Origin of the sequence: Bacillus sp. JJ1533 (assembly GCF_036965045.1) — a bacterium.
Taxonomy (GTDB): Bacteria; Bacillota; Bacilli; order Bacillales; family Bacillaceae_L; genus Ferdinandcohnia.
The window spans coordinates 50,612-64,282 of sequence record NZ_JBALOV010000038.1; the positions used below are offsets into that span (position 1 = coordinate 50,612).

At 37.4% G+C, this 13,671-nt stretch carries 15 protein-coding genes and 1 riboswitch; all 15 genes read right to left on the bottom strand.

Annotated elements, in window-relative coordinates:
• Positions 1–212: 212 nt before the first annotated feature.
• On the bottom strand, positions 213–1,796 hold the full coding sequence (locus V7138_RS20385) for a Na+/H+ antiporter NhaC family protein (protein WP_335400978.1): 1,584 nt from the start codon (positions 1,794–1,796) through the stop codon (positions 213–215).
• A gap of 120 nt (positions 1,797–1,916) precedes the next feature.
• A riboswitch (Lysine riboswitch) is annotated at positions 1,917–2,100 on the bottom strand.
• 133 nt (positions 2,101–2,233) lie between these two features.
• Complete coding sequence (gene yunB, locus V7138_RS20390) at positions 2,234–2,992, bottom strand: sporulation protein YunB (protein WP_335400980.1); 759 nt, start codon at positions 2,990–2,992, stop codon at positions 2,234–2,236.
• A 93-nt stretch (positions 2,993–3,085) separates the two neighbouring features.
• On the bottom strand, positions 3,086–3,388 hold the full coding sequence (locus V7138_RS20395; protein ID WP_335400982.1) for a YunC family protein: 303 nt from the start codon (positions 3,386–3,388) through the stop codon (positions 3,086–3,088).
• Positions 3,389–3,499: 111 nt separating this feature from the next.
• Positions 3,500–4,903 (bottom strand): bifunctional metallophosphatase/5'-nucleotidase, encoded by a 1,404-nt coding sequence (locus V7138_RS20400; RefSeq protein WP_335400984.1) that lies wholly within the window; start codon positions 4,901–4,903, stop codon positions 3,500–3,502.
• 31 nt (positions 4,904–4,934) lie between these two features.
• A complete protein-coding gene (locus V7138_RS20405) occupies positions 4,935–5,783 on the bottom strand; it encodes a DUF72 domain-containing protein (RefSeq protein ID WP_335400986.1) in 849 nt (282 codons plus the stop codon).
• A 173-nt stretch (positions 5,784–5,956) separates the two neighbouring features.
• A complete protein-coding gene (locus V7138_RS20410) occupies positions 5,957–6,616 on the bottom strand; it encodes a histidine phosphatase family protein (RefSeq protein WP_335400987.1) in 660 nt (219 codons plus the stop codon).
• Positions 6,613–7,335, bottom strand: coding sequence for an ATP-binding protein (locus V7138_RS20415; RefSeq protein WP_335400989.1), 723 nt, complete (start codon positions 7,333–7,335; stop codon positions 6,613–6,615). Before V7138_RS20415 ends, V7138_RS20410 begins: the two co-directional genes overlap by 4 nt.
• The gene (locus V7138_RS20420; protein WP_335400991.1) at positions 7,332–7,826 is read right to left on the bottom strand and encodes an ECF transporter S component; all 495 of its coding nucleotides are present in this window, start codon (positions 7,824–7,826) and stop codon (positions 7,332–7,334) included. Before V7138_RS20420 ends, V7138_RS20415 begins: the two co-directional genes overlap by 4 nt.
• Before the next feature lies 1 nt (position 7,827).
• The gene (locus V7138_RS20425; RefSeq protein ID WP_335400993.1) at positions 7,828–8,265 is read right to left on the bottom strand and encodes a bifunctional adenosylcobinamide kinase/adenosylcobinamide-phosphate guanylyltransferase; all 438 of its coding nucleotides are present in this window, start codon (positions 8,263–8,265) and stop codon (positions 7,828–7,830) included.
• Entirely contained in the window at positions 8,217–8,843 is a 627-nt protein-coding gene (locus V7138_RS20430) for a histidine phosphatase family protein (RefSeq protein ID WP_335400995.1), read from the bottom strand. Before V7138_RS20430 ends, V7138_RS20425 begins: the two co-directional genes overlap by 49 nt.
• Entirely contained in the window at positions 8,801–9,592 is a 792-nt protein-coding gene (gene cobS / locus V7138_RS20435) for an adenosylcobinamide-GDP ribazoletransferase (protein ID WP_335400996.1), read from the bottom strand. The genes V7138_RS20430 and cobS overlap by 43 nt, the downstream gene beginning before the upstream one ends.
• On the bottom strand, positions 9,592–11,097 hold the full coding sequence (locus V7138_RS20440; protein WP_335400998.1) for a cobyric acid synthase: 1,506 nt from the start codon (positions 11,095–11,097) through the stop codon (positions 9,592–9,594). Before V7138_RS20440 ends, cobS begins: the two co-directional genes overlap by 1 nt.
• A complete protein-coding gene (locus V7138_RS20445; protein ID WP_335401000.1) occupies positions 11,094–11,672 on the bottom strand; it encodes a bifunctional adenosylcobinamide kinase/adenosylcobinamide-phosphate guanylyltransferase in 579 nt (192 codons plus the stop codon). The genes V7138_RS20440 and V7138_RS20445 overlap by 4 nt, the downstream gene beginning before the upstream one ends.
• Positions 11,654–12,730 (bottom strand): threonine-phosphate decarboxylase CobD, encoded by a 1,077-nt coding sequence (cobD, locus tag V7138_RS20450; protein ID WP_335401002.1) that lies wholly within the window; start codon positions 12,728–12,730, stop codon positions 11,654–11,656. The genes V7138_RS20445 and cobD overlap by 19 nt, the downstream gene beginning before the upstream one ends.
• Positions 12,705–13,667: an adenosylcobinamide-phosphate synthase CbiB gene (gene cbiB / locus V7138_RS20455; RefSeq protein WP_335401004.1), complete on the bottom strand. Its 963-nt coding sequence runs from the start codon at positions 13,665–13,667 to the stop codon at positions 12,705–12,707. Before cbiB ends, cobD begins: the two co-directional genes overlap by 26 nt.
• Positions 13,668–13,671: the final 4 nt, after the last annotated feature.

The window sequence follows — 13,671 nt, forward strand, 5'->3', positions numbered from 1 at the left end:
CTACTCAATATAAGCATAGTATATTATTTTCCCACTAGTCTGTCAAAGCAATATTTTCGCAATAGTTAACTTTTTTGAAATATTTTTTACACTAGCATTTTTGAACTTTAATGTTTAAATATATGCTTATTCAAAAAAAAGAGACAAAGGTTCTAATCCCTTGTCTCTTACATATTTATTTACATTCAGTTATAAGACTTTAAATAGATTTATTATGCCTTTTCTCCGTTTTTCACTGTAATTACAAAAATAATAAATAATACTACTGTAGTAAGTAACCCTAACAATGTACTGTCGGTTAAACCAAGTACTACATACCCAAATGCTGCAATTACAGCAGAAATGATTGCATATGGAAGCTGTGTCATTACATGATCAATAAGATGACTTCCTGCACCTGTTGAAGAAAGAATCGTTGTATCTGAAATTGGTGAACAGTGGTCACCAAATACAGAACCGGCTAATACAGCTGCAAGAGCCGGCAGCATTAGATTAAGATCTGATGCTGCTACAATGTCCCCTGCTATTGGCAGCATCATTCCGAATGTTCCCCAAGATGTGCCTGTAGCGAATGCCATTATACCCGCTACAACAAATAGAATAACTGGTAAAAACGCAATATTTAAATGGGATTTTTCTACAAGACCTGCTAAATATTTTCCTGTTTCAATCTGACCAATTAAGTCAACAATCACCCATGCAAATACTAAAATATAGACAGCTGGAAGCATAGATTTAATACCCTCAATGATTCCTTTTGGTAGAAGACTGACGCTAATTGCACGTTTTCCATAGACCTGAACAAGGAACATAAGAAGTGTGACAACTATGCCAAACAATCCGCCGTATAACAGAGATCCTGTTACATCCGTGTTTTCCAAAACACTAATAATGGTAACATTGCCTTCTGATGCTTCATAGCCTGTCCAAAATAATGAACCAACTGTTCCAATAACTAATGCAACGATAGGCCAAACTAAGTCGCCTACAGACCCTTTTTCACTTTGAGGTAACTCCTGTTTTAGCTCACCTAGTACTGGCTTTTCAGGATCAACAACTTCGCCAGTTGTCATAGCTCGATTTTCATGAACCCTCATACTCCCAATATTAATATTAAATACAGCAACTGCAAAAACCATTAACATAGCTGAAATTACATATAAGTTCATTGGAATAATTTGTATAAAAGCCGATAAAGGTGAATAGTCGGTTATTCCGTGTGTTACTAAAATTGGGGCGATAATCGCAATAATATAAGCACCCCAGCTTGAAATCGGTGAGACCACACATATTGGTGCAGATGTTGAGTCGATAATATAAGCAAGCTTTGCGCGTGAAACCTTATTACGATCTGTGATAGGTCTGCTTACTTGCCCAACAGCTAACGCATTAAAGTAATCATCAATAAAAATAAGAATCCCTAAAACAGCAGCTAACAGCTGTGCACCTGTTCGTGTTTTAACCTTTGTTTGAGCCCACTCTCCAAAGGCTCGACTTCCACCAGAGATCGAGATGAAAGCAGTGATAATGCCTAAGAGGAATAAAAATAAGATAATATATACATTCCATGTATTAAGGGCGCCTTCTGAAACAACGACTCCTTTAAAGCTATTCCAAATTGTGAGACCAATGTTTTCAAGCCAAGCTCCGACAACTTCGTTTAATAAAACATTTCCGTGCAATACAACTGCGGCCGCTATTATTCCGACTCCAAGAGAAAGTAGGACTCTGCGGGTTAAAACCACCATTAACAGAGCAATAATCGGTGGGATAATTGAATAAATGGTTCCAGACATATTGTGTTCCTCCAAGTTTGATATTTCATGGAGAGCGTACGTGGTAAGAGAAAAAATAAAAAAGAGTAATGATAGAAAATAACTATCATTACTCTTGGTAATGTTATGTTATCCTCCATCACGATCAGTAGCTCTCCATTATAGATGCATCTCTATAATGACAGTGTTACCCTTTTTCAAGGCAACCCCAACAAAAATAACGTTGACAAGTTCATTTTTGCTTCGGCGAAAAGTCCTTTCAACTATGCTCCTCGTTGTCATCCTCACATAGTTTACTCATATTTTCCGCACCTCTACCTCATCGATCCGATAAGGTGGTGTTATTCACTTTTAGAATTCCTTTTGTAGTATAATTCATTACACTTTATAAAACAATTATTCTAGTATAGTATTTTTTTACATCCAGTTCCATTGCATAGCCCCTTTTGCTTTTGTTGCTAATTTGTTGGTATTTCAATAGAAGGTGATGAGTCGCTGCCATTGTTATAAAAATCAGGAACATCATGCAATATATTTTGATTGATTACTGGAACGATGGTTTCGATTTCTACTTCTCCCGTAGAAAACGGTAAAATAACCTGCATGGTAACAGTCGCTAAAACATTGTATTGAAACCATCCATTATTAATTCCCCACTCGTCAATTCTCCCCTGTGGCGTTGTTTCCCCAAAACCCACCATATGAAACCGAATCGGAATTTCCGGACCTAAGTTTCCTAAGATGGCATTGTTCGTTGCTTCTCCAAGGGGTACTTTAAAAACAAATCCTGTTTGCCCTGTTGCGTCATCTTTTTCAATTTCTAAATCGGGGTATTCAAGTTTACTTATATCTCCGTCATTCACGTATTTTAAATATTCCTCAATATTTCCAAGTGTTTTTGTTGCCATTCTATTGACAACTTGTGTGTTGTAACTAATTACCTTTCCCGTTTCATCTGTTTGAACGATACTCAAATCCTCTTGGATCAATTCTTCCTCATTTATTTGTTTGTTGATTGCATTTTTAATAACTGTAGCCGCTACCTTTTTTGTTTCATTCTCAGCATATGCCATAAGTGCAGGCTCAATCGCTTTGTTAATAATAAATAAACCGACGATCGTCGAAACGATAAAAAAAACAATAGTTATTAAAAAGACATAACGAAAAGGTAAAGGCCCTTTCCTTCTTGGTTGTAGGCGACGTCTGTATTTTGCCAAACGAAAATCCCCCCTTACATGCTATATGTATGCAAGTAAGAGGGGATGTACGATAATTATTTTTATTTGAATACCTTCTCAGGTGTTTGGATTTTAAATCATTTTTAGTAAGGCATCTTTGCCCTTCATGCCTACTGTAATTCCTCGATTCTCGGCTTCGTATGTGATTGATTCAAGAGGGGCATCCAGTAATTGCTCGATTGTACGAACACCAACAGCCCTACCAGCAATAATGCCTCGATCTTTAAGTTTTTCATTTAATAATGCAACGTCGAGAGCTCCACACATAATATAGCCATTTTCATTTGAGACTGCCATAAAATTTGTCTTAGGTAATTTCACAGTAATGGCTGTAAATTGATGATTATCAATCAAAATTGGTGTCATTGAGACCATTCCTAGCACACTCCTTTCCCTACTAAATTATGTGTGTGGGAAAAGAAATGTGTTAGAAATGGGTACTAGTTATAGACCTATCTTTTGCCTACATCTTTTGGCTAGGGATCATTAGACTGTTTGACCAATGGATTTTATTTTCTTTGCTAAAAGATCCCGTAAGAATTCTGGCATATAATATTTCTTATCTTTTGCGTCCCGTATAACAGGGAAAAGTAATCCGAAGGTGAACATATCAATAGTTGCAATTGAATATGTTTTATCTGGATTTAGCTCTTCTCCATTAATTTTAATTTGGATAATATGATCCACACCATCTGAAAACTTTGTCGTTTCGAGCTCTACTCCGTCATACACCATTTTACCCATAACCTTTCCACGAAAGCCCAAGCCCTTAATTCTTAGGTTTTCCATTTCGTCGGTGCTAGCCTGTAAAATGATTTCCTTCAGCTCATCACCTTTTAGCCAAACCTTACAAGGATTGATTGGATGTGGACAGATTCGATGAAGGTCTTCTCTCGTTACTTTTCCCATTTGAAGCGAGTCAAGCAATAGACCAGCATTGACCATCGATATGTCTCCATCACACCATTCACGGAGGACCTCAGCTAAAAGCCTAGAAAATGAGGTTTCAGCAAACCAATCGCTTGGTAATGGTTCATCGATTACTGCGATAACATCCTCTTTTAAAGTTTGTTTACTATCCACTAAATATTGTGACAGAACTTTATTCGTTTCATTGCTTTCTGGAAGTGATTTTGTTGGGATTACACTTGCTGTACTACCAATTAGCTTCTGTTGCAACGTATCAATTTCCAATGTGACATGACCAATATAATTTCCATATTTTTGTGCACAACAAAGCAGTGTATTGTTAATTCGTTTTCCGTTTTCTAGAAGGTGATGTGTATGCCCACCAAGGAGAACATCAACTTCTGGGAAGTCTCTGGCGATTTGTTCGTCTTCATTGATTCCTAAATGGGACAATAACAGAATCATGTCTGCTTTATTCTTTAATTCATCCAGTGTTTCCCTCAAAACAACTAGTGCGTCTTTAATATTCCATCCTAATAGCTTATACAATCCAATATAATGAACGGTTAAACCAATCATTCCGATTTTAAAACCACTTGGCAAGATGTAAATATCATAGGGAAGGGCCCAACTTGGAAGCTTTCCATTTTGGTCAAAAAGATTTGCAAGTAATACCTTGAATTCCGCTTCTTCATATAAGGAATCAAGATGCTCATAGGACATTGTAATTCCCTCATTGTTTCCGATTGTTGCATAATCGTATTGCAGCTGATTTAAAAGTTTCACATTTGTTTTTCCATAGGAAGCTTCTGATATCGGATGAAAGCGATCAATATGGTCTCCAATATCAATTAATAGCATTTCTTCATTGTTTTGTTGGTGAAACTGTCTCATCTCAGTTATATATCTAGTGATCCTGGGCCATCGGTCAAAATGGCTATGGAGATCGTTTGTATGATAAATATGTACGGTCTCAATCAATCCTACACCTCCTTTACAAAACCTAGTTAAGTTAACTAAAAAAGTCTAATTGCCTTGGGGCAAGATCTCGGTATTCGATTCCCAGCATATTGATAAATTGCTTAGCATTATCCGCTGCATCGCCACCTGAGTTATTATTGAATAACACATAGATGGATTCACTTTCTTTACGAATCTGATGGATGCGGTCAACCCATTCTTCTAACTCTTTCTTATTATACTTGTACAAGTACCTGACATCACGCCAATTGCCTTCACTTGGCTTTGTCCAACCATGAACGTTACGCCCATGAAACCGTACAAGGGTCTTCTTTTGATTTGTAGGATAAAGTACCGTTGGAATTGAACCAGAGCCTGCTTGTGGTTCGTCACAAATACTATGAATCCATCCTTCTTGTTTCATAAATAATAAGGTTTGATCTTGCAGTTGTGGTGAAAACCAAGATTGATGGCGAAATTCAAGGGCCACCGGAATATCTCCCATTTGTTGCTTGCACCATCTCAAATAGTCTACATTTTCACGTTTACAATCATACCATGGTGGAAATTGAAATAAAACCATTGCAAGCTTATTTGCTTTCTGAAAGGGCTCAAGTGATAAACGAAAGGCATCAAACATCTCTTTTTTTGATTCAAATGGAATATCTCCACGTTGATGTCCTGTCATCCCTTGATAGGCCTTGACAATAAATTGGAAGGATTCAGGTGTGTCTTTCACCCATTTATCTGCATTCCGTTTAGGCTGAATCGCATAGAAGGATGCATCCACTTCAACAATTGGAAAGTGTCCACCATATTCCTTTAATTTATCTCTTGGCGAGGTTCCAGCAGCATATAGACTGTCATGGTCCCCCCATCCCGTTACACCGATGTAGATCATAGGAGTCACCTCCATTAAATTTGCTGTTTAGTGCTAACTTATATCAATCCTAACAACAAAATTATACACTGTATGTATAAAAATAACTCGTTTGAGAAATCTCAACCGAGTTATTATATGTATTCTTATTTCTGGTATTTACACTATTACCAACAAATGGAAATCATTTAAGTCTATGTATTGTGAATGGCCTGATTCTCTTCTTTACTATCAATGATCTCTTTTGCAAAATGAGAAATATTTCCCTCGATAATAATTTCCTTCTTCCCCTTCTTTATTTTTACAACTGTCAAACTTGTTCCATCAATAAAGGGGGGTTCCCAGATTGCACTGATTAATTTGTTTTTACAAATCAATTGCAGAACTTTGATTACTACACCATGTGTAACTATCAGCAGATTGCTTGTTTGGTAAGTTTCTTCTACATTTACCAGAAATTCTTCTAGCCTTTTCTTTACATCGAAAAAACTTTCCCCTCCCATTTTATCCGGTTTATACAATTCAGGATGATGAAAATAACAATCATATCGTTGTGGATCCGTTTCTTTGATTTCCTTCAGAGTCCTTCCTTGCCAGTTTCCAAGGTTTATTTCCCTTAATCGCTCATCGAGTTTGATATCTAAAGGACGATTTCCTATCAGTATTTTTGCTGTATGAACTGCTCTTGGGCTTGGACTAGAAATGACAGATTCAAATCTAGTATTTGCCAATTTTTCAGCAAGTAACAATGTACGATTAACACCGTTCGTTGTTAACTTTGAATCCAAATGTCCCTGTAATCTATTCTCTACATTCCATTCTGTCTCACCATGCCTTACAAAATACAGTTTCAATAAGTTGTCACCTCCGGTATTTTCCTAAAATGTTTACCAGCCATTTGCATGATACTTCCTTCCAATTGAGATGGATACACAATTATAAAAGAGGTAGAGGGCCCCCCTGATTTTAGGAAATCAATATTAGAGGAAGACATTATTTTATCTCGATCTAATTCAGGAAATATCCGCTCTAATTCATGCAAAACACCTTTTGATCCAACCGGCCATATAAGCAAATCCTTGATTTCCGAGATATCTTTAAATAGTGATAATGGAGCAATCTCCTCCGATTCATATACCACCTGATCACCAATCAAAGGCAATCCAATCAAGGCAACATTTTGATGTTGTAAGTTTTTTTGCTTTACACTATTTGAGCTCGATTTTTTCCCAATCACAGTGATTCCAAGCGCAGATTGAGTTAATGAAAAATTTGTTTCTGTACTTCCTGTAATCGGTACGTTTTCCATATGTAGTTCTGACAATCCCATTTGAATTCCAGAAACAAGCTCATCCCATGCTTCTTTTCCACAAAAATTTTGAATAATGACGGAAATAGGGTAAGCTCCAGATACCATGCATTCCATTACTGCTACTCTAAACGAATAGTAACTAACGGTTTTATATGGAACCTTTACAGTGTCTTGTTCCTTCGTTCCAATCGCTCCGCTATTATCACTTGTGACCACAAGCAACTCTTCTTGGCTAAACGGAAGAACAAGTGCGTCTCTCATCCCTTTACCCCGCCTTTATAATAGATTCCTTGAAGAATTGTACTTAAACGTGGAATAGCGACCCAAGCGATAGCTGTATTTACTAATGAACCTATAAATAATGAGGGAACAAGCGCAACATAAAATGCCAAATCAAACAAATAGATAAAAGGGATTGGGGCTACAAACGAATTACCAATCACAAAAAATATGCTCGCTAAAAGTTTTTTTTCTTTACGAAAAAACACAGCAAAGACGGAAACAAGAATAGCCATCTCTATAGCAATGATAAAATGAAGAAATCCGAGAGGCATTCCACTAAATAGCGCTGATAGGATATGTCCTAAACCTCCGACAATGGCTCCTGCCCCAAGTCCAAAAAATACTGAAGCAAGTAAGGCTGGAAAAGCATCCAGTGCGACACTCCCGACAATTGCAGGTACCTTTATTGACGCTCCGACAACAGATAAAGCAATAAATAAAGCTAGTAAACTCATTTTTCTAACACTCATTTTAAATCCCCCTACCTTTTATCGTATGATTGAGGCCATACCAAATCACGTCAACACGCTCACACCTAAAAGAAAGATCCTGATATACCCATCCCGTTAAATCTCGCCAATTTCTATTCTCCTTCTCTATCGGAACAATTCCTTTCGTAATATCTATACCTATGACGATGATTTTCCGGTTGGAGTCCATATTTTCCCATTCTAGCCAGCCATCTAATACGCCCCTCAAATATTCTCTGGCTTGATTGATGGTCATTTTTGAAGATATTTCTTTTACCCACATCTCTATACCTTCTAATACAACAACTGAACTTTGTAAATCTCCGAGATTCTCCATTAACGGTTCACCTTCGTAGGAAGATATCCATTTAGCTTCCAGGTAGTTCTGTTTCACCCAAGCCCGTTTCCCGTTAAAAGCACCTCCTGTAACGAAATGCAATGCACACCACCCCTTAATTGTTTCCGGTTAAACGTCAACCTATATCCCGTTCCATGTGGAATATTCCATTCCCAAAATTCTTTTTCATCTAAAGAAAACTTGTCCAGTAGATAACGAATCACACCTCCGTGAGTGACAACAAAGGCCTGTTTAGAACCCTCTTGAAGTACCTTTTCAACTAATTTATGCCAACCCTCTTCTACTCTTTTTGTAAACTGTTCAAAGGATTCTCCTCCTGGAGGGGAATAAGCAAATAAATTATTCATCCAAAGCTGATATTCCTTAACTTCCTTCAGTTCATCGTAAGTCTTTCCTTGAAACGTTCCGAAATTTATCTCTCTTAATTCAGGTAGAACAACTGGTTTTACATTTGGAAACAATAGATTCATTGTAGACAAACAACGCTGCAGGTCACTCGAAATAAACAAGTCATAGTAATTCTTTTTTAAAGTATACGAGGAAAATATCTGGATTGTCTCCTTACATAAAGGAGAATCATTCCAGCCCATATAAATCTTCTGCTTATTTCCTTCCGTTAGCCCATGACGAAATAATGTAATAGCCACAGTGTCAACCATAATATATTTTCCGTCCCTTCTGCAGAAGCTCCAAGCACATCTCCAGTTATTCCACCAAACCACTTTATAGATTTTCTGCATATAAAAAAATAACATCCTATTGCTACCACTACCAAAGTAAGAACAGGTAAAATAAAATGAATATCAATAAAGGCAATTAAACTAAGCAATGCAACCAAATAAATAGGATAAATGTTCAACGTATTTGGTCTAGCCGCTTTTTTAAAATAAGACGCTAACCCATCTTTCCTTACTGCTGGTACCGCTAGTAACACCATCCCCATGACGCCTTTACTTAAAAAGGGAATGAACATAATGAGTAAAAAAGAGAGAGCACTTAAAGAAGCAAGAATCTCATAGATAAATAAAAATCGGCAGCTTAATAGAATGATAACCGATAAGACGCCAAAGGCACCGGTTCTTGGATCTTTCATGATGTCTAATCGTTTCTCTTTATCTTGATAAGAAAAAAAGGCATCACTTGCATCCATCCACCCGTCTAAATGAATTCCTCCTGATAAAATAATTGTGCATAACCAGATTATGAAAGCGGTTGCCAACAACGAAAAAGGAGTCCATTCCATAAGTACAAGCAGCAGCAAGCTGTATAATACTCCTTGTAATAAACCTAACAAAGGAAAAGTTTGGATACTCTTTTCAACATGAATCTTATCCATTGGTAAGGACATTTTTATTGGAAGAGCAGTTAAAAATTGAAGACTGATTAAAAACCCTTTTATCCACTTCATTATTTCCTTTTCCATCCATAAGTAATGTCTTTTATCTTTTCCCAATTCAAGTGACTTTTCATTGTAGTAGCAAGATTGTCATACCGTTCCTCTTTCAAATTTTGAGCGTACACAACTTCTTTTATCGGTTGCTGTTTAGATTTACGAATTTCATTCAACCAAGTGTTTCTCCATTCATCATTATGGAAAAGGTGATGCACATATGTACCGATTATTTTTCCATTATGACCGTAGTACCCTTCCTCCCTACCGTTTTCCACTTTAAGGAAGTGTGTATCTCCCTCGAAAATCTCCGTTTTACCTAAATGGATTTCATATCCTTCTATTGGTTCATTGCCACTAAGCTTTGTATTTGGATGATAATTACCTTTCACACGAATCGTTTCTTTTTCCTCATAAAAAGTTGTCCTGGCTGGAATGAGACTTAGACCCCTTACTAGTTCCCCCTTATTACCAGTATCAGTGCCCGCCAAATCAACTATTTCTCTGCCCAGCATTTGAAAACCACCGCAAATCCCTACTATAAAACCGCCATCTTGAACATAATTGATAAGTTTTTCATGCAATCCCCATTCTCTTATTTCATGCAGGTCGTTGATTGTACTTTTCGTTCCTGGAATAATGACTGCATCAGGATCGCCAAACTCGCCCGGGTCCTTTACAAACCGAACCGATACATCTTCTTCGTAAAGAAACGGCTCAATATCACTGTAATTTGAAATATAAGGAAGAGAGATGACAGCAATATCAATGGACTTTTTCCTTTGACGATATAGATGGGACTTGATTGATAAGGAATCTTCCCCATCAATCCGATGATTATCGATATAAGGAAGGACACCTAGAACAGGGATTCCCGTTTTTTCTTCCAACCATTTTACCCCGTCTAGAAATAATTCAGTATCCCCACGAAATTTATTAATGATTAATCCTTGTACTCTTCTGCGCTCATCCGGTGAAAGTAATTCCAAAGTACCAACGATGTTTGCAAAAACTCCTCCCCGCTCAATATCGGCAACTAGTAGAACTGGTACATCTGCTAGTTCGGCAACTTTCATATTAACAAGCTCTCGATCGTTTAAGTTAACCTCTGCAGGACTTCCGGCGCCTTCGATAACTACAACATCAAATTCCTTTTCTAAATTGTCCAAAGAAGACTGAATAGCCTCCAGTCCTTTTTTATAAAATTTTTTCCGGTAATCTCTCCCGGATAACGTCTCCGTCCTTTTTCCATACAAAACAATTTCAGAATGTAAATCCGATCGTGGTTTTAATAAAATTGGATTCATCCAAATTGTTGCTTCTGTTTTAGCTGCTTCCGACTGAATTCCTTGTGCCCGCCCAATTTCTTTACCATCAACGGTCACATATGAATTATTGGACATATTTTGTGATTTGAAAGGTGCAACTTTCACCCCTTCATTTGCAAATAATCGACATAATGCGGTGGTAATTAGGCTTTTCCCTACATCAGAAGCAGTTCCCTGAATCATAATTCCTTTCACTGTTTATCCCCCTTCCATAACAATGGCAGCCCTGCTTGGACCTCATATGCTTGATTAGCAATGCCCACCATATGTTGGTGTAATTTCCCTATAAGCCCACTATACGTAGACAAAAGTTCATTGCTATTGATGGGCTCAAATAAGAGCTCATTACTGACTAGGACCAAATCATGACAGTTTTTCTCTATTGCTTTTATTCCTGTCACTATACGATTAAAAACGGTCTCCTTATGTAAAATGGGGTTGCTCCAATCGGCTTCATCTGAAAAAAGCTCATTTGACAATAAGGTAGTCAAACAATCAAGCAGGATCACATCATTTTCCTTAAAATAGGATGCCAATTCTTCGATATTGGTTGATTGCTCCCATGTCTGCCAATTACATTCACTTTTATTTCTATCCTTTTGGTGACGGATAATTCTTTCTTTCATTTCATGATCAGATGGCATTCCTGTCGCTATGTAATGAAGCGAACCGTCAATTTTCTTTGCTTTATCAATAGCTACTTTCTCGGCAAAACTGCTTTTTCCACTACGTACTCCACCAGTTATGAAAATTATGGAAGTTGTCTCCACTCTTTTAGCACCTCCATAAGCCGAGAATTGTCTTTTGTGCTTTTAATAGCAAATCTTAGCCACTTTCCTTCTAATCCTGGGAAATTAAATGTATGCCTAGGCACAATTTCTCTCCTCAGCAAAAATTCAAAGAGCGACAATGGCTCTTTTTCCTGTGGATCACGTAATAAATAAAAATTAATATAAGATGGGGAAACCTCGTACCCTTCCCTTTGTAAAAAAGAAAATAACCTTTCACGTTCTGCATGTATATATTTTTTTGTCCGCTCCACAAACCTGTCATCTTGTAAACATGCATTCCCTGCTAACATAGCCAAGACATTGACGCTCCAATGCGGCTGAAAGGTTGCTAGTTTTCCGATGATATCTTGGCTGGCAATCAAGTAACCAAGCCGAAGTCCAGGAATAGCAAACATCTTAGTCATCGAACGCAGAATGATTAAATTGGTATACTCTTTTACGAAAGGAGCAAGCGAAGTATAGTCTTCCAAAAAGTCATAAAATGCTTCGTCGATAATGAGAGTGATATTCCTTTGCCTGCATTCCTCCAATAATTTAACTAATGTTGAATGTGGATAATGAACGCCGGTTGGATTGTTTGGATTGCATAAGAATACTGCATCCATACCCGCTAGTTTCCTTGCTATTTCTTTATCATCTAACTTCCATTCCGGTTCGGTTAAATGATGATAGAAAATGTGACAGCCATTTGCCACGCAGGCTTGCTCATATTCAGAAAAGGCTGGTTCAACAATGAGAACATTTTTTCCCGCTAGCATTCTCCCTACTAAAGTGATGAGCTCGGAACCACCGTTTCCGATAAGAATTGATTTAGTATCTAGATCCGTTATTCTAGCAATCTGTTCTTTCAATAAAGAGGCATTTGGATCTGGATAATCATTTATCTTTTCGTAAAACTCCAACCATCTTTTCTTTAAGATCTCAGGTGGCCCTAACGGATTAATATTGGCACTAAAATCAATCAGATTTCTCGGTTTTGGGATCCCCATCTTCTTGTATAAATATTGGGGATTAGAACCATGCAGTGGCCATTTCATACAGGATCCCTCCAATCCATAAAACAACTAAGAACAAAAGGCTTGTCCGAGTGAGTATTCTGTTCGTATCCAAAATATGTTCTGTCCTTAACGGTACTGTTGGTTCTCCCATTTTTGCTCTATTTGAGATAATTCCTTTATAAAAATTGACTCCACCAAGCTGAACTCCTAAAAGAGATGCAACTGCTGCTTCCAGCCAGCCGCTATTAGGACTCGGATGTCTCTTTGCATCTCTAAATAAGATTTTCCATGTATTTTGCTTACCTCTGATGGCTGGCTTATTGCCTACTAAAATAACAAAACCAGTTAAACGGCTTGGTATCCAATTCACCAAATCATCCAATTTTGCTGATGCCCAACCAAAGTCTTGGTATTTTTCATTTTTATATCCAACCATGGAATCACATGTATTGATGGCTCGATAAGCAATAGCAAGCGGAGCCCCTCCAATCAATCCCCAAAATAAAGGGGCTGTCACACCATCACTTGTATTTTCGGCGACTGTTTCAACGGTTCCACGGACGATTTCTTCTTCTTGAAGGTTATCTGTATCCCTTCCAACTATATAGGAAAGTTTATGCCTTGCTTCCGCTATTTCTCTCTTTTTCAGAGGATAATAGATTTCTAAAGCCGCGTCCTTTAAACCCTTTTGAGAAATAGTTGTAGCAATTATCAGTGCTTCTACAAAGATTCCCATCAGTGGATGTATTCGATAAAAAATCCATATAAGCAGAAGCGTTACTAGGAAAGTCACAAAGATTACAATAAAAATCATTATCATACCTTTTTGCTTACGTAATTTTCCTTGATTAAGCCATTTTTCCAATATAGATATCAATCGTCCCATCCACCTAACAGGATGAGGCCATGTCGGTGGATCACCTATAACAAGATCGATTAGAAACGCTATTGTAATTGCGATTAAATGATTTTCCATTAGT